General features: G+C 34.8%; 24 protein-coding genes and 1 pseudogene. 22 read left to right on the top strand and 3 right to left on the bottom strand.

Features of this window, described 5'->3' with window-relative positions; all coding sequences use genetic code 11:
* From AP058_RS16990 to AP058_RS07960, 3 genes are all read left to right on the top strand, one after another.
* Positions 1–1,988 (top strand): DUF5977 domain-containing protein (locus AP058_RS16990; protein ID WP_197413391.1); only part of this gene is annotated, 1,988 nt, incomplete at its 5' end.
* An 11-nt stretch (positions 1,989–1,999) separates the two neighbouring features.
* On the top strand, positions 2,000–5,422 hold the full coding sequence (locus AP058_RS07965; protein WP_066308884.1) for a DUF6443 domain-containing protein: 3,423 nt from the start codon (positions 2,000–2,002) through the stop codon (positions 5,420–5,422).
* Positions 5,419–5,904 carry a hypothetical protein gene (locus AP058_RS07960; RefSeq protein ID WP_066308882.1) on the top strand — a complete coding sequence of 162 codons (486 nt, stop codon included), beginning with the start codon at positions 5,419–5,421 and terminating at the stop codon, positions 5,902–5,904. The genes AP058_RS07965 and AP058_RS07960 overlap by 4 nt, the downstream gene beginning before the upstream one ends.
* A gap of 136 nt (positions 5,905–6,040) precedes the next feature.
* On the opposite strand, the gene AP058_RS07955 is transcribed toward AP058_RS07960, so the two are convergent.
* Entirely contained in the window at positions 6,041–6,244 is a 204-nt protein-coding gene (locus AP058_RS07955; RefSeq protein WP_157492648.1) for a hypothetical protein, read from the bottom strand.
* 676 nt (positions 6,245–6,920) lie between these two features.
* Here AP058_RS07955 and AP058_RS07950 point away from each other — a divergent pair.
* From AP058_RS07950 to AP058_RS07900, 13 genes and pseudogenes are all read left to right on the top strand, one after another.
* Complete coding sequence (locus AP058_RS07950; RefSeq protein ID WP_066308879.1) at positions 6,921–7,571, top strand: hypothetical protein; 651 nt, start codon at positions 6,921–6,923, stop codon at positions 7,569–7,571.
* Positions 7,555–7,701, top strand: a complete 147-nt coding sequence (locus AP058_RS16865) for a hypothetical protein (RefSeq protein ID WP_157492646.1) — start codon at positions 7,555–7,557, stop codon at positions 7,699–7,701. Before AP058_RS07950 ends, AP058_RS16865 begins: the two co-directional genes overlap by 17 nt.
* 225 nt (positions 7,702–7,926) lie before the next feature.
* On the top strand, positions 7,927–8,502 hold the full coding sequence (locus tag AP058_RS07945; protein ID WP_066308878.1) for a tyrosine-type recombinase/integrase: 576 nt from the start codon (positions 7,927–7,929) through the stop codon (positions 8,500–8,502).
* 467 nt (positions 8,503–8,969) lie between these two features.
* Positions 8,970–9,536, top strand: a complete 567-nt coding sequence (locus AP058_RS07940; RefSeq protein WP_066308932.1) for a hypothetical protein — start codon at positions 8,970–8,972, stop codon at positions 9,534–9,536.
* Between the two features lie 4 nt (positions 9,537–9,540).
* Positions 9,541–11,220: a hypothetical protein gene (locus AP058_RS07935; RefSeq protein WP_066308875.1), complete on the top strand. Its 1,680-nt coding sequence runs from the start codon at positions 9,541–9,543 to the stop codon at positions 11,218–11,220.
* Positions 11,221–11,334: 114 nt separating this feature from the next.
* Positions 11,335–12,252: a tyrosine-type recombinase/integrase gene (locus tag AP058_RS07930; RefSeq protein WP_066308873.1), complete on the top strand. Its 918-nt coding sequence runs from the start codon at positions 11,335–11,337 to the stop codon at positions 12,250–12,252.
* Between the two features lie 7 nt (positions 12,253–12,259).
* Positions 12,260–13,126, top strand: a complete 867-nt coding sequence (locus AP058_RS07925; RefSeq protein ID WP_066308870.1) for a tyrosine-type recombinase/integrase — start codon at positions 12,260–12,262, stop codon at positions 13,124–13,126.
* 386 nt (positions 13,127–13,512) lie between these two features.
* Complete coding sequence (locus AP058_RS07920) at positions 13,513–14,424, top strand: RHS repeat-associated core domain-containing protein (RefSeq protein ID WP_066308868.1); 912 nt, start codon at positions 13,513–13,515, stop codon at positions 14,422–14,424.
* Positions 14,425–14,441: 17 nt separating this feature from the next.
* Positions 14,442–15,029, top strand: a complete 588-nt coding sequence (locus AP058_RS07915; RefSeq protein ID WP_066308865.1) for a hypothetical protein — start codon at positions 14,442–14,444, stop codon at positions 15,027–15,029.
* Positions 15,030–15,924: 895 nt separating this feature from the next.
* Positions 15,925–16,322 (top strand): annotated as a pseudogene (locus AP058_RS17340) (tyrosine-type recombinase/integrase); the annotation flags it as partial.
* Positions 16,323–16,999: 677 nt separating this feature from the next.
* Entirely contained in the window at positions 17,000–17,392 is a 393-nt protein-coding gene (locus tag AP058_RS07910) for a single-stranded DNA-binding protein (RefSeq protein ID WP_066308860.1), read from the top strand.
* 42 nt (positions 17,393–17,434) lie between these two features.
* Positions 17,435–18,508 carry a DUF932 domain-containing protein gene (locus AP058_RS07905; RefSeq protein ID WP_066308856.1) on the top strand — a complete coding sequence of 358 codons (1,074 nt, stop codon included), beginning with the start codon at positions 17,435–17,437 and terminating at the stop codon, positions 18,506–18,508.
* 472 nt (positions 18,509–18,980) lie between these two features.
* Entirely contained in the window at positions 18,981–19,181 is a 201-nt protein-coding gene (locus tag AP058_RS07900; RefSeq protein ID WP_066308852.1) for a hypothetical protein, read from the top strand.
* Between the two features lie 296 nt (positions 19,182–19,477).
* Here the strand turns inward: AP058_RS07900 and AP058_RS07895 are convergent, their stop codons facing one another.
* On the bottom strand, positions 19,478–20,035 hold the full coding sequence (locus tag AP058_RS07895) for a hypothetical protein (RefSeq protein ID WP_066308849.1): 558 nt from the start codon (positions 20,033–20,035) through the stop codon (positions 19,478–19,480).
* Between the two features lie 271 nt (positions 20,036–20,306).
* Between AP058_RS07895 and AP058_RS07890 the strand changes: the two genes are divergently transcribed.
* Both AP058_RS07890 and AP058_RS07885 read left to right on the top strand, forming a co-directional pair.
* Entirely contained in the window at positions 20,307–20,831 is a 525-nt protein-coding gene (locus AP058_RS07890; RefSeq protein WP_066308847.1) for a TetR/AcrR family transcriptional regulator, read from the top strand.
* A gap of 4 nt (positions 20,832–20,835) precedes the next feature.
* Complete coding sequence (locus AP058_RS07885; protein ID WP_082706608.1) at positions 20,836–21,249, top strand: nuclear transport factor 2 family protein; 414 nt, start codon at positions 20,836–20,838, stop codon at positions 21,247–21,249.
* A 64-nt stretch (positions 21,250–21,313) separates the two neighbouring features.
* Here the strand turns inward: AP058_RS07885 and AP058_RS07880 are convergent, their stop codons facing one another.
* The gene (locus AP058_RS07880) at positions 21,314–21,601 is read right to left on the bottom strand and encodes a molybdenum ABC transporter permease (RefSeq protein WP_066308844.1); all 288 of its coding nucleotides are present in this window, start codon (positions 21,599–21,601) and stop codon (positions 21,314–21,316) included.
* Positions 21,602–21,845: 244 nt separating this feature from the next.
* Between AP058_RS07880 and AP058_RS07875 the strand changes: the two genes are divergently transcribed.
* Genes AP058_RS07875 through AP058_RS07865 form a run of 4 tightly spaced genes read left to right on the top strand, consistent with a single transcriptional unit; the run spans position 21,846 to position 23,451 of the window.
* On the top strand, positions 21,846–22,562 hold the full coding sequence (locus AP058_RS07875; protein WP_066308841.1) for a YafY family protein: 717 nt from the start codon (positions 21,846–21,848) through the stop codon (positions 22,560–22,562).
* Between the two features lie 55 nt (positions 22,563–22,617).
* Positions 22,618–22,926 (top strand): GyrI-like domain-containing protein, encoded by a 309-nt coding sequence (locus AP058_RS07870; RefSeq protein ID WP_369815139.1) that lies wholly within the window; start codon positions 22,618–22,620, stop codon positions 22,924–22,926.
* Positions 22,904–23,074 carry a hypothetical protein gene (locus AP058_RS17335; RefSeq protein ID WP_369815138.1) on the top strand — a complete coding sequence of 57 codons (171 nt, stop codon included), beginning with the start codon at positions 22,904–22,906 and terminating at the stop codon, positions 23,072–23,074. The genes AP058_RS07870 and AP058_RS17335 overlap by 23 nt, the downstream gene beginning before the upstream one ends.
* A 5-nt stretch (positions 23,075–23,079) precedes the next feature.
* Positions 23,080–23,451: a DUF1801 domain-containing protein gene (locus AP058_RS07865; RefSeq protein ID WP_066308838.1), complete on the top strand. Its 372-nt coding sequence runs from the start codon at positions 23,080–23,082 to the stop codon at positions 23,449–23,451.
* Positions 23,452–23,535 lie beyond the last annotated feature (84 nt).

Here is a 23,535-nt window from a genome sequence, read left to right as displayed (position 1 = left end):
TTGCTAGAGCGGCTTCTTTTACTAATTACAATTGCGCTGCAGGCGGAGTTGGATCCAGTGTTAGTTACAGTCAAATAGCTGGAGTTGCAACCTCTTTAATTTCACAAGAGGATGCAGATTTTCTAGGTCTTTCCAAATTCAACGCCGATGGGCAGTCTAATGCAAATAGTACTGGAAGCTGTACTTTTAATAGTATTGCTAGAGCGGGTTCTTTTATTAATTACAATTGCGCTTCAGGGGGAGTTGGATCTAGTGTTAGTTACAGTCAAATAGCTGGAGTGGCAACCTCTTTAATATCACAAGAGGATGCAGATTTTCTAGGTCTTTCCAAATTCAACGCCGATGGGCAGTCTAATGCAAATAGTACTGGAAGCTGTACTTTTAATAGTATTGCTAGAGCGGGTTCTTTTATTAATTACAATTGCGCTTCAGGCGGAGTTGGATCTAGTGTTAATTACAGTCAAATAGCTGGAGTGGCAACCTCTTTAATTTCACAAGAGGATGCAGATTCTCTCGGTCTTACCAAATTTAATACCGATGGACAGTCTAATGCTAATGTAAATGGAACTTGTACTTTTAGTAGTGTGGCTCAAAGTGGTTCTTTTACTAGAAATAATTGTGGTGGGAGTGGCGTTGGTTCACTTGTAAGTTATAGTCAATTAGTTGGATCGGTAACCTCTTCGATTTCACAAGCTGATGCAGATTCGCAAGGGCTTACCAAATTCAACACCGACGGGCAGGATAATGCTAATAGTACTGGAAGCTGTACTTTCTATAGTATTGCCAGAACGGGTTCTTTTACTAGAAATAATTGTGCTGGGAGTGGCGTTGGTTCACTTGTAAGTTATAGTCAATTAGTTGGATCGGTAACCTCTTCGATTTCACAAGCTGATGCAGATTCGCAAGGGCTTACCAAATTCAACACCAACGGGCAGGCTAATGCTAATAGTACTGGAAGCTGTACTTTCTATAGTATTGCCAGAACGGGTTCTTTTACTAGAAATAATTGTGCTACAGGCGGAGTTGGATCTAGTGTTGGTTACAGTCAAATAGCTGGAGTGGCAACCTCTTTAATTTCACAAGACAACGCAGATTTTTTAGGTCTTACCAAATTCAACACCGACGGGCAGGCTAATGCTAATAGTACTGGAAGCTGTACTTTTTATAGTATTGCCAGAACGGGTTCCTTTCCTAATTACAGTTGCGCTTCAGGGGGAGTTGGATCTAGTGTTAGTTACAGTCAAACAGCTGGAGTTGCAACCTCTTCGATTTCACAAGCTGATGCAGATTCTCTAGGTCTTACCAAATTCAACACCGATGGGCAATCCAATGCCAATGCAAATGGAATTTGTACTTTTAAAAGTGAAATATTAAGCAGTACTTTTTCGAAGACTGATTGCGGACATGGACAAGGAATAGGTTCCACAGTGAATTATACTCAACTTTTAGGGGAGGAGTCTTCCACAATTTCCCAAGCCGATGCAAATGCTAAAGGACTTATTAAATTTAATGCAGATGGAAGGAATTATGCCAATGCCAATGGGTACTGCTTTTTTTACAACAAAGCAAAAAGTGGATCATTTACAAAAAACAATTGTAGCTCAGGCTCGCAGCCAGGAGTTTCAACTATTTATACTGTTGCTGCGAACAGCATAATCTCATATAATTCGCAAGATGAAGCAGATAGCTTTGCGCAGAGCCTTGTAAATTCAAACGGACAAAGTTATGCTAATAATAATGGAACATGTAATTCAATTTATTTTAATGCTATCGGAATACAAGAGATATTGTTGAGAAAAATGTTTATAACCCTGACCGCTTCGTCTTCTAACCATAATGGTCACACTTTTAATATTCAAATTGCGTACGATACCGCGCAAAATAATTCTAATTACAAAGATGTGCAACTGTCTTTGTTAGCTGGCGAAACAAGTAAGACATTTACTGTGCCTGTACCTGCAAAGAGTAGTGCAGTGATTTCCTTTTAAAGTATAATTTTATGAATAAATACATATTTTTGTTGGCAATAAGTTTCTTAGGCAGTATTGAAATGATTTCTCAGACTTTCAGTGATGATAATTTTATTTACACTTCAATGCCCAAAAAAGCAATTAAAGCTGTTGATTTAAATACTTTTACAAAAGACGAGCTTACCCAAAATATTACTTATTTTGATGGTTTAGGTCGTCCGATACAGATTATTGCTATTGGTCAAGGAGGTAGTGGTTCTGATATTATTACACCTATCGAGTATGACGGTTTAGGTAGACAAGTTAAGAAGTATTTACCTTACACTTCTTCTAATGGTGGCAATAATTATCCCAAGATAGATCCGATTTCTGCCATACATGCTGTATTTGGATTTTACAACACAGAGCAATATCAAAACACTTCAAATCCTTACTCGCAAAAAGAATTTGAGTCATCACCTTTAAATCGAGTTTTAAAACAAGCTGCACCTGGCAATGATTGGGCAATTGGTTCTGGACATGAGATTAAATTGCAGTATGAGACTAATACAGCTTCTGAGGTAAAGTTATATAAAGCTACAGCCATTTGGAATTCGGGCGCTGGTTTGTATGAAATTGCACTGACTAATGCGAGTGATTATGCAGCCAATCAATTATATAAGAATATTATCTATGATGAAAATTCAGGTGCTAATTCCATTGAATCTGCTGGGTCTACGGTAGAATTTAAAAATAAAGAAGGTCAAGTTGTTTTAAAAAGAACTTACGATGGGGGAGAGAAACATGATACGTATTATGTTTATGATGTATATGGTAATTTGACTTATGTACTTCCTCCAAAATCAGAAGGAGCTATAACGTCTGATGTTCTGAACGGCCTGTGTTATCAATATAAATACGACTATCGAAATCGCTTAGTTGAGAAAAAGTTGCCAGGTAAACAATGGGAGTTTATCGTATATGATAATTTAGATAGACCTGTTGCTACAGGTCCAGCATTATCGCCTTTTAAGGGCGATACTTCAATAGGTTGGTTAATTACTAAATATGATGCCTTTAGTAGACCTATTTACACAGGCTGGAGTAATGCTACTTGCACTTCTGCAGCAAGATCTTCTATGCAAATCGCTCAAAACAATTCAACAAAAATATTTGAAACGAAAGAGACATCGGGCGATATTGATGGTATTGCTGCTTATTATACCAATACTATTAGTCCGACAAGTTTCAGTCTTTTGACTGTTACTTATTATGATAATTATATTTTCCCTAGTGTTGCAGCTGTTCCCACTACAATTGAAGGCCAAAGCGTTCTGAGCAATACTAAGGGTTTACCAACAGGAAGCTGGATACGGACAGTAACTACAGCTGCTGAAAAATTAGGAGAAACAAGTACGAGTTTTTATGATGATAAAGGCAGAGGTATCAGTAGTTATTCTAAAAATTATCTTGGTGGTTATGTACAGGTCGATAGCAAATTAGATTTTATTGGAAAAACGGATTATACCATTACCAAGCAAAAACGAACTACGGGCGATAATGTTTTAACAATTAGAGAAGATTTCACTTATTCTGTTCAAGACCGTTTGATAAAACACACTCATCAGATTAATGGGGGTATGGCGGAGGTTTTAGCTGAAAACACTTATGATTCCTTAGGGCAACTTGTTAGTAAAAATATTGGAAATTCTTCTGCAAATCCTTTACAAAAAGTTGATTACACGTATAATATTAGGGGATGGCTCACTGAGGTAAATAAAAAGAATAATTTACAAATAGGAACAGATCCTGCAGATCTATTTGCTTTTAAACTAAATTATAATAGTGTTGAAAATGCTTCAAGTGGAGCGGTTGCTCTTTACAATGGCAATATTTGTGAAATGATATGGAAAACAGGAACAGACATCACTGAAAAAGCATATGGCTATCAATATGACAAACTTAACCGATTAAGAAATGCTATATATTTAACTCCTGCACTAACTGACAACAAAAATTATTTTGGTGAGAGTATGAATTATGATAAGAATGGAAACATACTTCATTTAAAGCGCAACAATATTGCTGGTACATCAAACGACCCCTACGTGGGAGGAATGGATGATTTAACATATGATTACAAAGATGGGAACTCTAACCTATTAATCAGAGTTACTGAAGGCTTAGAAGGCAATTTTTCTGAAGGTTTTATTGACGGAAATATAATCGACGATGATTATGATTATGATGCTAATGGAAACTTAATTATTGATAAAAACAAGAATATAACTGAAATCCAATACAACCACCTCAATTTACCTAAAAAAATAGTTTTTGGCGTACAAGGTAGTATTGACTATATTTACAGTGCGTCAGGTGAAAAACTTAAAAAAATAGTGAATGACGGAGAAACATCGGTAGCTACAGATTATTTAAAAGGATTTCAGTATAAGGATACTGTTTTAGAATTTTTTCCAACAGCAGAAGGATACGTTAATAATAATGCGGGATCACTGTCTTATGTATATCAATACAAAGATCACTTAGGAAATATTCGTGTGAGTTATCGTAAAAACTCAACAACATACGTTCTTGAAATTATTGATGAGACTAATTATTATCCTTTTGGATTAAAACATACAGACTTTAGTGCTTCTGCGTCAGTAAATACTAATAAGTATAAGTACAACGGTAAAGAGCTTCAAGACGAGCTGGGGCTTAACATGTATGACTATGGAGCAAGGAATTATGACCCTGCTTTAGGACGTTGGATGAATATTGATCCGAAAGCTGAAAATTCAAGAAGATGGACACCATACAATTACGCTTATAATAGCCCGATGTATTTTGTTGATCCTGATGGAATGCAAGCTACTCCTCCTGATGATCATTTTGATAGCTCTGGAAATTTTTTGTACAAAGATTTTAAAAAGACAAATAACATTGTTATTCATTCAGGTGTTCCCAATTTTTCACAAATGAATGATGAAGTACAATTGAAAGATTTTACATTTAATAAATCAAATTATTCCACTTTATCTAAAATAGCAAATCATTACACTGAAGAAGCAGGTGTAGATTTAGGAAATGTGCACAATGGTAGTATCTCAGTGTCAGACGCTATTGTTACAGGAAATAAAGGAGGGCAACCTGAAGGCTATATAGAGAACCATAATGATGGTGTATATAGACCTACTGATATATATGGCAGTTCGACAATAATGAATCAATCTGGCTCGACAATAACTGTCAACTTAAACAATGGTAAAGTTGATCCTTTATTAAATGATGCTAATAGTTTTACTGCAACTTTAGATCACGAAGGTGGTTCAATTGGTCATTTAGTGAACCCTGAAAAAAAACATACAGATATATATAAAGATGAAATAAAAAAATATTCTAAAAATGCTACACCTGAATTTAAAAAACATTTATCTGATAATTTAGAATATTATAAAAAAAGAGGAGAATGAAAAAAAAGACGATACTAATTGTTACTATAATTTCTTTATTAGCTTTTCAAAAATGTACTTTTTGGGATTCTAACGGAGATTTTAAAATTGTGAATCAAGAATTAATTTATGACTCTATATCTAAAAAGGCAGGGAAATTTGATGTAAATATATATACAACATTAGAATTTAAAAGAAAAATTATCAATAGGAAAGATTATAATAATTTCAATTTAGTAATCAATAAAGATACTTTTCCGCTAATTCCCGAAATAAATATTATAGAAAAGAAAAGTGATAATGGTGTAATTAAGATTAAATATATATCACAAATTAATTTTCAATCAAAAGTTTATGAAAATGATTCTTTCTCTAGGATCATCCTTAAACAAAGTAAAATAATTAACACTAAGGGGGAGAGAATTGATAAAAGTTCCACTTATCGTTTTAAATCATTAATCACATTTCATAAAATTAAAGAAGAAGGATTGAGGTATGAATAGAAAAATTTTATTTTTTCTGCTAGATAACTCGGATATGTCTCCTCAACGATAGCGCAGAATTGAATTCTGTACCCGCAAACATAGGCATTGCAAACGAATTAAAACAAAAAACCATTCGCCCGGCGAATGGTTTTTTTTATTGAGCTAATTGCTGAATTTTCTTTTTAGTAATGAAAGCGTCTATCAGAATTTTAATTACAGATTTATCATTTTCCTGCATTTTTTCGATGGCTTTAAATTGGTTGAGCAGTTCTTTATCGGTTAGCGAACTATCGGCTAAATCCCGAGCTGGCGCGAGCGTCCCGCTCGTGAACACAAACAAAATCAATAAAAAAGCCACTTCATTAAGGAGTGGCTTTTGATTTTTTATAATGTTGCTAAATTTTTAGCAAAAAAATCTTTAAATTTTTTATTGGTAAGCATCTTGTCAATGAGTTTAAAGATGGTTTGTTTGTCTTCCTCTTCGAGTTGTTGAACCCCCGATGGCTCTGATATGTCGAAAACGATAGCGCAGATTTGCAATCTGTGCCCGCAAAGAGAAATAAATAAAGCCATTCCTTAATGAAGTGGCTTTTTACCTTTTATTACCTACATTCAATTTAACTGTTCCTAAACAGCTAGTTAATCAGTCAGACGTACCTGTCTGCTTTATGAAGTCTCAGAATGGCATATATAGAATAATTCATACCCTGCCTCCCTCCCAAATACCCCTTTTTCATACTAAATTACCCGATTTAGCTCTTCAAATGACCTCCCCGACCAGACATATTGAACATGCAAACAGTCCATTACTTCGATACTGTTCACGAAAATTATATAAGTACTTGAATGTCCACAGAACAATGTCTCATTTTGGAACAGTTATTTTCTAGTAAAAAAAATATTTTTCAAAAAAAAGTTCCAATAAGCTACACTTTTCAAAGTTTGTTAGTATTTATATACAAGATGCTTGACTAACCTCCTTGTATAGAGTACTTGTATCTAACCAATAACGAGATACTAATCCAACTAACAAAATGAAATTTGAAGATATAAAAGCATTTACAGCAAGTACAAAAACAAGTAAAAGCACAATTTACAGATTCTATAACAAGAATGAAGACCTTTTTGCAGAAACAAAAAAACCAAGCGGAAAACGACTGTTCCCAGTTATCCATACCAGATACTTTGACAGCGAAATCATGTTTGATGAAAACAAACTACTACGTCAAGAAAACCAATCTATGAGAAATCTTATCGATTCTCTAGCCGATAAAGACAGTTTTCCACGTACATTTTGGCAAATGGACTGGAGTTTTTTCTTCACGGTGGCCTACAAACTAGACCGCAATACCAACAGTTGTTTTAAGCAAATGCACGGTCTTTATGATTATTTATCTGAAAAATATAAAGATTCAACAGAATTACGACTGTTTTTCACTACTGAACCATTCACAAACCGAAAAGGTTATCACAATCATTTCGTTATCCATATCGAAGATAAAAAGCTACACGAGCAAATTGTAACCGAGATTCAAGAGTATTTCAACTACGATAGAGTTGATGTGAGCATTTACGACCGATACAAAGCTGGACTTTTCTACATGGCAAAAGAGGGACTCAGCGGAGAAAATTGGGATTTCATAAAGAATACCGCTAAAACGATGGACAATGACGATAACTCTTAAGCTGTCCCAACTGCAACGGATTCTAAAATCAGAACCACTAAAATTACCTATCCGTTTTAAAATGGAAGATTTCACAGATATGGAATTTTCAATGTTTCAAAAATTATTGCAATCCAAAGAACGAGGCTAGACCTCGTTTTTTTGTTGCTCCAAATTCCAAAAAAAGCTGTGAGCCCAGGAAAACCAGGATTTTTCTTGTTTTATCCAATTTAGACCTGGACATTTGTTTCACTTTTATAAAGAAGTGAAAGGTACAGCGTAAACCCTGTAAAATCAAGGGTTCACAAAGGTTGGTAAAACGCCCCCATTCAGATACATATATTTAGGTATAAAAGTGAAACTAAAATTGAAGATTATGGCATTAAAAGGACAAAAGACAACGAGTGATTTTTTAGATTGGGACAAGATGCAGACTATCGTTTTGAAGTTGGAGCGTGATAATAACCTAAAATTTGCGCTACTCATTGCAACAGGTTCTTACATTGGACTGAGAATTTCAGACCTACTTCAACTAAGATGGAACCAAGTTTTGAATGAAGAATACTTCACAATTACAGAAAAGAAAACTAAAAAAAATCGTAAAGTAACCATCAACCCAGAGTTACAAACCATTTTAAAGCGTTTGTTTATCCAACTCGAAGCCAAAGAAACCGACTTAATGTTTGTGAACCGTTTTGGAGAGAAACCTTTCAGTGTTCAGTATGTGAATAGTAAACTCAAAGATATTTTTACCAAATACAGCGTAAGAGGTCAGTACTCCAGCCACTTTATGAGAAAAACACTAGGGAGACGAGTTTGGGAAGTGAACAAGTACAGTGACCAAGCTTTGCTTTTATTGTCTCAATTGTTCAATCATGCGAGCGTTTCTACTACAAAAATTTACCTAGGTATCAGGGAGCAGGAAATCAGCAACTTATATTTAAGTGTATAAATATAAGAAATTGATTATATTCTTGCCGAGCATAAATTAATTAATTTAGCATATACGTATTTAATCAGAAATAAATAGAATGAATAGTGTTAAATATTTGTTAAATAAATGATATTTTTATAAAATAGCCAAAACAACAAGAAAAGTCAATGTGTTAAAAATCAAATGTTTAAAATATCAAAAAGTATAAATTAATTAAGCTATGCCACTGTCTATAAACCAATTAATTTATCAAAGAATTATTGTCAAAAATATCACTTACCTTTGTAAAACAAATCAAAAGGAATAGATTATTGCAAGAATCTTTTCGCCATTCTAATAGCTAAAGAATGGAAATAGAACCAGTTGTAAAGCTAAACAACAAGTTCTAAAATCAAAATTATATTTCAAATTGACCACTCGGTGCAATACCCGATGTAGTACTCTTGTGCCTAAAAATTACCGTAAAAACCTAAAAAATGAAGCTTATGAAAAACACATTAGAAACGCTCTTCCAGTCTTTTGAAACAGGTATTCGAAGTGCTAAGGCTACCAAGCCAAAAGACTATCTTAAAAAGATTGGATTGGATTATGCGGAACTAAGAATAGGCTTCAATTCTGGACAATTTCATCATAACAAAGACCAAGAATCTAAAAACGAATTTGAAGCCTTAGGAGTACTTAAAAAGAGCGAGGCAGGTGTAAGACAAGAAGACTTAACTGCTTATACTGTTTTTGGGAGGTATGGACTGATATTTCCGTTATTGGGAAAAGAAAACGAGATAGTAAACTATTACGCTGTGCGATTTGACCTCGATACGCCAAAAGAAGAATACCTCAACGAAAATGGAATTTATCCAGCCTATCCGAGTGCTTTAACCAAAAGACTCTATATCACTTCTAATGTCATGGACTCAGCTAGTTTGATTCAGTCCAAAGCATTACAAAACCGAGAATCTGTAATAGCCATGCACAACGGAGAGTTACTACCTCAACACGTACAAGCTATAAAATCCCTGAGTGAATTAGAAGAAATCATAATCATTAAAAACTAAACCGATGCAAAACATAAAAACTCAAATACAAGCCCTAAGACCAGAATTACCTATTAACTTGATTCAGCTTCCAGATGGTCATAATATGAATGATATGTGGCTTAATTATGGAATCGGTGGAATTGTTGAACTACTACAAAATCCAATAAAAGAAAAAACAATCTTAACTTTAGAAATTCATAACGACCACAAAATAAGCTATAAAGGAAAAACAGGAGTCTTTTTTGTAGTTGGTAGTTTGCCAATGGATTTAGGAAATCTTAGAGTATCGCTTCAAGTGGTTTCCAATGCCACCCAAAAGAAACACAGAATTAAGATTGACCTTTTTGATTATGTGAATGTGCAGAACCAGTGTAGGGAACTAAGCGAGAAGGAAGGTTTTGACATAAATCATTTGGAAGCCGATTTGACGACCCTCACAGACCTTTTGGAGGAATACAGAGAATCACTCTTCAACGCTGAAATGAACCCTGTAACCGACCAATATTCTGAAAAGGAACTCACGCCCCAAGCCCATGAAAAAGCAGTGCAATTCCTTTCTAAACCTCATTTGTTCGATAGTATTGACAAACTACTGGGACAAAGTGGGATTATTGGAGAAGAAGACAACAGAATGCTATTGTTTACATTGGCATCGAGTTACAAAATGCCGTATTTACTCCATGGATTAGTACAAGGAAGTAGCGGAGAAGGCAAAAGTCATATTATCAACGCAATAGCGGACTGCATGCCACAGGAAGACGTTATGAACCTAACTCGAATTACCAGCAAATCCCTTTACCACTACAGAGAAAAGGAACTCATTAATAAACTGATAATCATACAGGATTTTGATGGACTAGATGAAGAAGCTCAATTTGCCTTTAGAGAAATGCAATCTGCTAAATTCCTAACCAGTTCAACAGTGGTTAAGGATATGCTAGGGAATACCAGAGGAAAGATGAAAAAAGTTGAAGCTCATTTTTCTAGTCTAACCGCCACGACCAAAGCAGAGGTGTATTATGATAATATGAGTCGTTCAGTAGTCTTGGGAGTAGATGAAAGCTTAGAACAAACCCTTAGAATTATAAAAGCTCAGAATCAGAAAAATGCAGGTATCAGCAACACTGAAAGCGAACAGCAAGCTAAACAGCTTCTTAGAAACTGTATGCGAGTATTAAAGAGTTATGAAGTAGTGAACCCATTTGCGGATAAGCTCATGCTACCATTGGAAGCCAAAATGCTAAGAAGATTAAATTCTCAGTTTCAAAACTTTGTCTCTCAGGTTACTACTTTAAACCAATACCAACGAAAGACCGATTCCAAACAAAGACTCATAGCAACGGAAAACGATGTAAGAAAAGCCGTTGACATCTTTTTTAGCTCCATCATTATCAAAGTAGATGAACTAGATAAGAGTACTAGACAATTTTTTGAAAGCCTCAAAGGATTTGTTAGAAGTCAAACCAGTGGAACAACACACCGATTTACGACCCGTGAGATAAGACAAGAACTCAATATCAGTAAAACATCGGCTTTTAAGTACATTCAAACCTTGCAGGAGTTGGAATACATTCAAGCGGTGGAAGGTTCGCCAAATAAAGGATTTAAGTATGTGATTAGCTATTGGGATAACATGGAGAAACTCAAAGCTAAGATTAAAGAAAACCTCAACTCTCAATTAGACCAGTTGAAAATCACGTAAAAAGAACACGTAAACCACAGTAATTACAAGTGATACAATGCTAGTGTTCGCTAAATTGGAAAGTGTGCCTAAAGAATATTTTGAAATGATGATTTTAATAACCAGATACGAAACATGAAAAAAACGATACAAACCTCAGCATTTCAGAAACTTCTTAAGAATTATGACCAATTTGTCAAAGTTCGCAATTATAAAACAGGAAATAGTAATATGTACCTAATTCCAGTTTTTGAATTTCTTATCTGGTTGGAAGAATCGGGAATTACTGCAATCAAAAACGTGAGCAGTAAAGAATCGATATCCTATTTTGAGTATTTAATTGCTAGACCCAAGCACAGAGGAACTGGAGCTCTAGGAGGTAAAACGATTAAATTTCACTTGTTTACTTTGGGATTGTTTGTATCAAATCTATTAGAAAATAAAGAAATTCAAAAAGGTTTTTATGTTCCGAGTTACAGCAATCAGAGTGAAAATTCAAGAAATATCCTAAGTGTAGCAGAGATTAAGACCGTTTATGAGCATTGCCAGAGCCACAAGGAAAGAGCTTTGCTATCGGTGGCTTATGGTTGTGGTCTCAGACGTTCCGAGATTGAAGCCTTGGGGATAAGAGATATTCAACTCAGTACTGGTATGCTCATTGTTCGCAAAGGAAAGAATGACAAAAGACGAGAAGTACCAATGAGCAACACCGTTGTTGAATATCTAAAGAAATACTTAGTTGAAGAACGCTATCAAATCCAAGAAGGACAAACGACAATAAGTGAAGCTCTTTTTCTGAACAACAAAGCAAAACCAATGACAGGAGAACAACTAGGAGACCTACTCAAAAAAATGATAGAGCAAACCCATAAATACGACCTTATTCAAAAGGAAATAACGCTTCATTGTTTACGTCATAGCATTGCGTATCACTTAGGAGAAAACAATGCAGGAATTGAGTTTATCAGAACGTTTCTTGGACATTCACAAATCAATACCACCTATTTATACGCAATCAAAAACAAGAAAAGAAAACCAGTAACCAACTTTTAAAAAGCCTATGACAGAATTATCCTTGGAAACCTATCTCAAACAAAACCTATCGATTACGACATCGGACAGCTATTTGTACACTATCAATCATTTTCTAAAGACCAATCCCAAAGCCAAACGATACAAATACCAGAACATAGTTAACTATATGCAGGAAGTAAGTCTCAAACAGTCCAACGTTCAATACAGAGTGAGAATCCTATCAGCTATCAAAAAGTATTACGATTATTTGGTTATGAAAGGTTTAAGAGAGGAAAATCCATGTAAAGGTTTGAACATTAAAGTTAAGCAAAATCAATCGGTACAAGTTCAGGATTTGTTTAGTAGTGAAGAACTGCAACTAGCTCTAACCAGAGAGAACCGCTACCAGTTTTTAGATGTTCGGAACAACGTTATTTTAAGTTTACTGATTTACCAAGGACTTACCAGTGATGAGGTTATCCGCCTTAATGTAAAAGATATTGATTTAGATGCTGGAACGATTTACATCAAAGCTTCAACCAATCTAAACCGAAGAACACTAGAGTTAGTTAGTAAGCAAATGATTCTCTTTTCCAACTATATCAATGAAATACGACCCCAACTATTACGATGTGATTCCCAGAGTTTAATTATTACCAAGCTTGGAAAGCCCATAAAAGTTGATAGCATCCACGCAATGATTGAACCGCTAAAAGCATTGTTTCCCGATAGAAACCTCAACCCGAAAACCATCCGAATGAGTGTAATTTGCAATTGGCTCAATGAAAAAAAGATTCCTTTGGAACGTGTTCAGGAACTAGCAGGACACAAATGGCCTGGAACTACTGAGAAATATTTCAAAGTGGATAGTTATCAACAAAGAGAGTTGATAAACAGGTATTTCCCTATTTGAAAAATAGACTATCTTTGGAATATAACCAATTAAATTTAAAATTATGGCACTTAAACCAGGACCAAAAAGAATAGCAGACTCAACAGGAAAACCAGACCAACGTCAACGTGATAATAAAGGTACACCAGGGAATACACCCTCACTGAAACCTTCCAAAAGTTCAGAAAAAAAGTAAATTTGTGATTATTTGGATACACAGATTTTAAAAGAGCTTACATCGTAAACCTATCATTTGTTTGATAGGTTTTTTTACGCTCAATAATCAGATTATAATCTACATTCGATTAGGATATTAAATAAACTCCAACTATTTTCGTAGGAAATAACAAGTTCTTTGAATTATATAATGATTGATTAAGTACACTAATTACGATTAGGAAACCTTTGTGAATCCTTATAAGTATAAGTATAATGGAAAAGAACTGCAAGACGAGCTACAACTTAATGTTTATGATATGAGTGCTAGGAATTACGACCCTGCAACTGGTAGATTTACAACATTTGACCCAATTACACATTATAGTCAATCGCCTTATAGTGCTTTTAATGGAAATCCTGTTTATTGGGCAGACCCAAGTGGAATGGAAGGCGAACATTATAACTGGAATACGGGACAATATGTAAATAAGGCAGGACAAAACATTTCATTTGAAGATGCAATGGCAGGTAATGGAATGAATGCTGACGGTAGTAAGAAAAATGGCAGTAACGATAACTCTACAGGTAGTACAACAGAGACGTTTAATACATCTGACATTAATCCTAAAGAAGCTTTCGAATATGAAAAAAAATATCCCCGTACGATGCAAGTATTAAGACAAGTACGAGGATATGTAAAATCTAATCCAAAAATTCTAGAGGCATTATCTGAATACTCAGGTTATTCAACAATGGAAGTTTTGGATAAATTAAAATACTCTAACAGTAGTGTATCAATGGAGATTAGAGAATTAAAATCTTTACATTCATATAATCCTTATGGCTTAAATAATGGCAGTGCGGCTTTTTATCTTAATATCCAAGAAGCTCAACGGTTAGAAACCGTTCAAACGAATGAAGAAATACAGGCTTTTTCTTTTTTTATTGCAGTTACTATTATACATGAATTTGTTCATGTTGCAAGAAAAGCGAATAAGAAGGATGCAGGTCGTGAAGTAGAAGAAATGGGTTGGGGATGGGAACAAGATTCATATGGAGGAAAAAGAGTGGATATGTCAACTTATAAAGAATTATATAAGCAGTCCAACTGGAATTTAAAAGATAATAAATATAAATATAAATTATCGCCCCTTTTTTAATAATTAATTTTTAAATTATGATAACGAAAAAAATATATGTTTTGATTTTGTTCTGTTCAGTATTGCTTTCCTGTAAAAAAGATATTATTAATGAACAAAAAATCAATAAAATTAATAATAAGCAAAAGTTTATTGAAGATAACTTTTTAAAGATAGCCGATACTGTAGCTTATAGTAGAGGAGCATTTATAACTACCCCTAGTGACTCAATATCATATCCTAAATTATCAGTAAAGCTTTCTCGAAAAATAAATTACATTAAAGGATTGGAGGAACTTACAAATGCTTATTTCCTAAAAAATAAAAATTTAGGCATAATTTTTAAGGATGTTATAAATAAGAAATCTTATTCAATAATCACGTTAGATTCTAATTTCCCGAAAAGTATTGGTAAATATTATTTTTTCTTTAATGACAATCAGCAAGATAAATCCATTAAGTATGCTGGAAGAATTGATATAGAAAATTTTAAAATATATAAGAATAAAGCTGTGTTGCTATTAACAAAATCAGTTGGAAGATATGGAACTACCTTTATTGTACTTCTAATAAAGGAGAATGGAAACTGGAAAGTTTATAAAAGAGACGTTTTACTTATGTCGTAGTGAGTTTCTCAAATGTTTTCTGACTTCGCACACAGAAACTTAATCAATAAAAAAGCCACTTCAATTACGGAGTGGTTTTTTTAGGACTAGACATTGTAAACACGTATAACCTACCAAAGCGTAAATAACGTACTTTTATTATCCTGTAACCGCTGGAAGACCGAGAACAATAATCAAAATCCACACCCCACCATTCCCTATATTGGCTATTTTAGTACTAAAATCAATGATTTAAACTCCAAATTACCTGCCCGTACTAATGTAAAATGTATACATTCCAACCGATACCTTCGATGCTTCACTCGAAAATTCCACAGTTTTTGAAATTCCACTAAACAGTGTCTCACTTTGAAACAGTAATTGAACTATCAAAAAAAATATTTTTCCTAAAAATGACCTAATAGATTATACTTTTCAAAGTTTGTTCCTATTTGTTGTATAGATGCGTGACTAATTTCCTTGTGTAGAGTTCTTGTATCTAACCAATAACGAACCAACAAAATGAAATATGAAAAAATAAAAGAATTTATAAAAAGTACAAAATCAAGCAAAAGCACTATCTACCGATTCTATTAGAAGAATGAAGACTTATTTGCTGAAACAAAGTTTACAAACGGAAACGATTTTTTCCCATTGACCATGCTAGATATTTTGATTGTGAAATCATGTTCGATGAAAACAAGCTACTACGTCAATAATGAAAATTCCATTTATATTGACTACCGAGTTCCAATTTAAAGTGAGAGTTAAATTATAGTAAATTTAGTAAATGACAATACATCGCTAAGGTTTTAATTGTCAGAGTGATAGGAGCTAATTCAAAAAATGCTTGATTATTAATTGTAATGGTCAATAAAAACTGGAAAGTGATGGTCAGGATGACCGTTTTTTCCAGATTATAAGCCGCAGGCATAAATCAGATGTTGCTTCAAATGTGAGAGTAATGGAAATTCATAAGCGATTAATCAAAAAAATTTAGGTATTACCCGCAATGATTTTATATTCCCTGTCCTAACCAACAGTGTTTATAATAGCCATATTAATAAGTTAGTACAAGAAGTTGAGATTATAACAGAGCAAAAGGTGACATTTCATACCGCAAGACATACATTTGGAACAATGTTTCTGACCGAAGGAGTTTCCTTTAAAAGCCTTAGTAAAATGATGGGTCATAAAAATATTTCTATTACACAGATTTATGCTAAGATAACCAGCCAGAAGATTAGCAAAGAGATATATTTACTATCACATAAATTTAAGATAATGGAAGAAATTTTTATTGAAACCATTTGATATTTATAATAAATTAATAGTAGTAAGCAGGATTCAACGATCCTGCTTTTTTTATATGCCCATATTTTAGCATCCATAAAGCACATTTATTTTCCCACTACAAATTCCAGCACTCATAAAAGAGCTTTGATTGGATGTTTGAATCAAGAGTATTGAAGAAAATGCCTTCCGTAACCCATTTCAATATTTTCTGCAATACCCTTTCCGTGGCTTCCTTAGCCACTTATTTACACAAGAGATAAATAGGTAACTGCAAGGATGTACTTTTTATAATCACATCGGCCATTTACACAGAGTCATTTTCATTACTTCCAATTCATTTTTTTTATTCAAGAGCCAGTATGCTGATTTGTCCCATTTCAAGAGCAAAGGTATTTCCGTGTTCTTAACGCAGCAAAAAGGTCATGCCCTGCGGGTTTATCAAAAAATCTCCACCCATTCGGGTCGTATTTTTTGTCAAAACCTTGTTGCTGCTAAACACGAACCTTTTATGCTCGTGAAACGAAACAAAGCATACTCCGGCTCTTTAAACGAATAAAAAAAATGGCAGAAATGGAAAATATAAACATTGGAAATGGTAAAAAAGAGAAACGAAACTTCAGCACCACCTCTCCTTACCGAATAAATTTTAAAAAATAAAATTAGAACAAATTTAATAACGCAAAAAAGTAGAAATTATGAACATCACAGGACGATTGACAAGAGATGCGGAAGTACGCACAACGGCACAGGACAAACAAGTCGTAAATTTTTCAGTAGCCATAAACGACAGCTACCGCAACAAAAGGGGTGAGCGCATCGAGCAAACAACCTATTTCGACTGTAATTATTGGATAAGTCCGAACGTAGCCAAGCTACTCACAAAAGGTACTTTGGTAGAACTATCGGGCAGGGTAAGCACAAGAGCGTGGGCGGGTCATGATGGAGAAATAAGAGCAGGACTGAATTTCCATACCTCGCAAATCAAACTGCAAGGAGGTGTCAGAAAAACTGAAACCGTACAGGCTATTGCGCAAACTGAAAGTACTAAGGTTACAGCACAGGAAACAATCGACGACCTCCCATTTTAACAACGAGTATTCAATAATTTTTAACATCAAAAATTTAGTATTATGGCACACAACATCAATTTCAACGAGAGAACAGGACGTTATTCATTTTTTAGCGTACAACAAAAAGCGTGGCACGGTTTAGGTCAAATCGTAGAGCAATACCCAACGAGCGAGGAAGCTATCAAACACGCAGGATTAGATTACGAAGTCGTAAAATCCCCATTATTGACTAAAAGTTCAGGCATTATCGAAACGGCTAACGGCATTGAGATAGGCAGTAACGAATTAGAAGTACCTAACTATTTCGCCAACATCCGCACCGATAATAACACGGTATTGGGTGTAGTTGGGAAGGATTACCACATCGTGCAAAACCGTGAAGCCTTTAATTTTTTTGATGCTATTGTAGGTGGAGGCGAGGGTATTCTGTACGAAACCGCTGGAGCATTAGGCAACGGAGAACGCATATTTATCACAGCCAAATTACCCGACTATATCCGTGTAGGTAAGGGCGATGATGTAACAGAAAAGTACATTTTCTTAACTACTTCGCACGATGGTAGCGGAAGTATCACAGCCGCTTTTACACCTATTCGTATCGTATGTCAAAATACAATGAACGCTTCACTCCGTAATATGACCAATGTAGTACGTATAAAACATACTTCGGGTGCAAAACAGCGTATTGAAAATGCTCATAAAATAATGGGATTGGCAAACACTTTAAGCACACAGCTAGAAGGTATATTCAATCAGTGGGCAAAAGTAAGAGTAACAGACAACGAGGTAAGAAAGCTTATTCAATTGGCACTTTGCCCGAATAAGGAAACATTGGATTTACTAAAAAAAGGTGCAGAAGATGACCTTTCCACCGTGTTTAAAAACACCGTTGAAGATGCTTTTTCTTATGCGATGATAAGCGACACACAGCAAATGGACACGACCAAAGGCACGTTGTTTGGAGCATACAACGCTGTTACAGGATACTATCAGAATGTAAGAAAATACAAAGACAGTGAGGCCAAACTCCAGTCAATTGTCCTGGGAGGTACCGCGCAGAGTAAAGGGCAAAAGGCATTTGATTTGTGCAGCGTTTTTCAGGCAGAAGGAGCCCAAATTTTAACCCTAAATTAGAGAACCTAAAACTCTCGCCTTTAAGGCGAGAGTTTTAAAAACAATACTTATGAATATCGTAAGGATCACCTGTAAGAAATACTAAGAAAAATACTGCTGAGTTGTAATTTTAACGCAGTACCTCTTTGTACTATTATTTTGAAAGACAGCGATTTTATCCGATTTGAAAGCTTTGACAAAAACAATGATCTCCTACACCCAACATAATATCCCGATGTAGCACAAAAGAGAGTATCTATTAAAGCTGTTAGTAACTGCATAAAGCAAGAACTTACTCAAGGCGTTTAAAATAACAGCTACACTGCTAAAGATAAAAGTACGCAGCACGGAAACGGTGCCCAGTTCAGCATCAAGAATAGAACCGTTGAGAACTAGTGGCACTCTGAAAGGGTAGGCTTGAAAATCGAGAAATTTTCGGATCACAGCTAGCCCAAAAAAGAACCAGTAAACACCACTTTAAAATTTTGAAACCATGAACATAAATTTTTTAAATCTACTAGCACAGATGAATCTGCAAGATGAGGTGCACATTACCCTAACAAGAGAGTCAGAAGGTAGTCTTTTGGTACTTGTTTCTCTTACCATCGAAAATTACGCAGACAAGTTAATTAAAGACGCACCGCCACCTATGCTACTGGGGCCAACTGAAACACTTGATGAATTTTATTTTTAAGAAAAAGACCCAATTTTATGTTGTGGGGGGGCTTCGAGTCGAATAATCCGAAAAATTAGCCAACAAAAATACGCCGCCGATCAGAGGACGGGCGTATATTTTTGTGGGACAGCGATACAGCGTTTTAGATTAAAAAGACACAAAGCGTCTTTTTAATCTAAAACGCTGCGAAGATTTTGCCAGGGATAGGGAGTATCCATAGTATTATTTTGGACGGCCTTCTTTTCTTTGAAGGAGCGGACAAAGAAAAGAAGCAAAAGAAATCCGCATGATTGCCTTTGGATTTTGGATAGTTGTTACTGCTCAATCAATTTTTTTTTCCATGTAGAAAAGCCTTTAAAGTGCCGCTCAATGTTTTCAAAAACGATAAAAGCGACCAGCTCTTTTTTTAACTGCATTTTAAATCCTCGGAAAAGATGAAAATTGTTAAGGGGGATTTCGGCCAGTTGCCCTATAGTATGTAGCTCTAAATCTGCAAAGAAATGGAGCATCTTATTGCTAAAAACAAAAGTACTCTCCTGCAGAATTCTGCTCCGATCAGGATCCTCTGTTAGTTTAATTTCCATTTTCTTAATGGGAAATGCAGCATTTTTAGCGTCGTTTTTTAGCTCCTGCAACCGCTTTTTGTAGTGGTCAATTTCTCCAAGAATTTCCGTTGCGCTTTTTACTTTGTTGTATGTTCTTTTGTAAACCTGATCGATTTGCTCCATGCTGATCCCATATAAGAGTGCCGCCTGCTGGCGGGTTATTTTTTCGATCAAGAGTTTTTGCAATAACTCATATTCCTTTTCAGAGAGTACTTTTCGGGACATTTCGATATAAAATCTGTTGGTACGTTCTACTGGGTCTGTCATAGCGCTGCAGTTAAAATGGTATAGCTGAAAACACCTTAAATATATTGATATAAAATAAGTTATGCAATGGTGCTTCATTGCTAAATCACTTTTTAAATTTGAAAAAGGTAGATGCTATTGAGGAATATGCGTATTTGTAATGCTTACTTCTTGTAGATCTGTATCCGATCTTATCGGACCAACTGCAAAATTAAAAGTAAAAATAAAAACAGACAGACTTGTCTGTTTTTATGAAAAATTCCTTTACATTTGCATCGTAATCAATTTGACAATGCAACCAAAAGAACGAATTTTAGAAACTGCATGTACCCTTTTTCACCAACAGGGTTACAATTCAACGGGAATAAATCAAATTATTGCGGACTCTAAAGTTGCAAAAGCAAGTTTCTATCAGCATTTTAAATCAAAAGAAGAATTGTGTGTCGCGTTTTTGAACAAGCGACACGATTTTTGGTTTGACAAACTCAACGCCTTCACAGCAAAGAATAAAACAAACAAAACAAAAATTCTTGCATCATTTGACTTTCTGATTTTTATGAACGAAACTGAAAATTTTAGAGGTTGTAGTTTTCTAAATTTACTTTCTGAAATTCCCACAGAAAATACAAAAATTTTAACCGTAATCCAAAATCATAAAAATGATTTACGTGCATATTTTAGACAATTCCTAGACGACAACCAATTAGCTGACCATATTTATTTGCTGTTTGAGAGTGCAATTATTGAAAGTCAACTTTTCAAAAAGCAATGGGCAGTGCATAAATCAAAAACAATAGTAAATACGTTATTAAATTGAAATAATGGAAAAGAAACAACCACTTCCGCCGTTCAACTTCGAAACGGCAAGACAGAAAGTACAAATGGCAGAAGATGCTTGGAACACCAAAAACCCTGAAAAAGTTTCACTTGCATACACAATTGACACCGAATGGAGAAATAGACACCTTTTCGTCAATGGACGAGAAGAAGTAAAAGAGTTTTTGACGGCCAAATGGGAAAGAGAATTAGACTATAAACTTAAAAAAGAACTATGGGCTTTTTCAGACAATAAAATTGCTGTTCGTTTTGAATATGAGTGGCGCGACAGTAACGGACAATGGTTTCGTTCTTACGGCAATGAGAATTGGGAGTTTGACGAAAATGGTTTTATGAAAAAACGCTTTGCAAGTATTAACGACTTGCCAATAAGTCAAACAGACAGGCGAGTGAAATAAAGGGTGTTTACAACAGTTTTGCAAGATTCAAATAATTGAGATACATGTCTAAAATTCTATTCAACTATTGATATAGAAGGCTCTTTTCAGTTTTTACTTTTTGTGGTAGATTTTCTTTATCTTTTTTTTCACGGGAATAAACCCATAATGACAAGAGTCCGAAAATAATCAAGGCATAAGCGACCCATTTGCCAACTCGTTCAATGAATTTAATAACAACCGATTTTTCATAAGAAGAAAAACTTTCTGCGCCCGTAGGAGTACGCCTGCAAAACTTTCTACGATTAATCCAGTAGCGAAGCGCCAACCCTAAAACCAAAAATAGTATCCCGATAACCAATGATGCAACCATAACGAAATCATTTTTAAATCAACTGTTTAAAATTACAAAATATTTCTCAAGACACATCTTAAAAAGTAAATCATGCTTTTTTTGGAGCAAGAATTTACCCATTTAATCAATAGTGTTAACCTGAAGGATCAATTTCCTTGCGTTCCCAAAAAAGGAAGTTAGTATTTGGCGTATAACGAAATCTCCTATGTATTTTATTTCGTAAATTTGGATGGAATAGTAGTAAGACTATTTATAGTTCCCAATGAGCGATAACGATACAAAGCGACTTTCCAGATTAACTGCAATTTTGACCCAATTACAGACCAAGCGACTATGGACTGCTACCGAACTAGCTGAAAAGTTCTCGATTAGCAAGCGAACAATCTATAGGGATATTAAAGCATTGGAACAGGCGGGTGTTCCAATACTTACTGAAGACGGTAAAGGTTATACCATAATGGAAGGTTACAGAATTCCACCTGTAATGTTTACCGAAAGCGAAGCCAACGCATTAATTACTGCTGAACAGTTGCTTCTTAAAAATAAAGATGCCTCGTTTGTAAAAGAATATAGCGAGGCTATAAATAAAATAAAGTCGGTATTGCGATACAATATAAAAGAGAAAGCGAACTTACTCTCCAATCGAATCGCATTCAGGTATAAAGAAGACAACGATCCAACAAGTAATTATCTATCAAGATTACAGCTCGCTTTAACAAACTACAAGCGTGTTAGAATAATATACCAAGGTGCAGATACCAATCAAACAACAGATCGTGTTATTGAACCGTTTGCCATTTATAGCACCCAAGACAATTGGTTACTTATCGCCAATTGCCATTTACGAAAGGAGTTTAGATCATTTCGGTTAGACCGAATTCAAAATTTGACCACGTTAATAGACACGTTTGAACCTCATAAAATGAACCTGCAAGAATATTTTGAAATTTGCAAAGCAAAATATTCTCAGAACCCTTGACATAGGGTTGTCACAACCCCTTTTTAGCTTTGTGATTCATAAAAAAAAAATCAAAATGAACAACGTGAAAATTGAGCCCTTTAAAGTAATTGGTATTTCGGTAAGAACTTCAAATGAAAACAACCAAGCAGCAACAGATATCTCAAAATTATGGGATAACTTTGTCAGCAAGAATATTTTAGAGTTAATTCCGAACAAAATTGACAATACAATATATTCGATATATACAGAATACGAAAGCGACCATACAAAGACCTACACTACTTTATTAGGCTGTAAAGTGACTAATTTGAATACTATTCCTGATGGAATGGTGGGGAAATCGTTTGATGGTGGAAAATATGAAACTATCAACCAAAGGTAATTTGATGGACAATTTAGTTATAAACAAATGGTTAGAAATTTGGGAAACGGATTTAGAAAGAAAATTTTCCGCAGACTTTGAAGTTTATGGCGAAAAAGCTAAAGATCAAGCAAATGCAGAGGTTGATATTTTAATAGCCCTAAAATAGAAAAAATGGTTACGCAACTTCAAAATTTTTATCTAAAAAAAGAAGAGCCCAACAAGAGTTGCCTGCTTGCATTGCGGAGCATTATTCTTGACCAAGATAACAATATTACAGAAACGCAGAAGTGGGGAATGCCTTGCTTCTGCTATAAGAAAAAAATGCTTTGCTATTTATCGACAGATAAAAAGACGGACGAACCGTATATTCTTATGGTTGAAGGAAAATATTTTGACCACCCCGAATTGGAAGAAGGAAAACGTTCCCGAATGAAAATTTTTAGAGTTAGTCCAAACAAAGATTTACCTATTAAGACAATTGAGCGCATTTTACAAGAAGCATTGGACTTATACAGAACAGGGGAACTAAAAACTAAAGATTGACTGACCGAAAAGCTAATCTAATTTATTTAATTGGACAGCAGAACACTTTATCCGAAAGCAAAAAACCGACCTAAAAAGTCGGTT

Origin of the sequence: Flavobacterium sp. TAB 87, from assembly GCF_001529295.1 — a bacterium.
Lineage (GTDB): Bacteria > Bacteroidota > Bacteroidia > Flavobacteriales > Flavobacteriaceae > Flavobacterium.
Note: the sequence above shows the minus strand (reverse complement) of the source record. Positions and strands in the feature narration are given on the sequence as shown.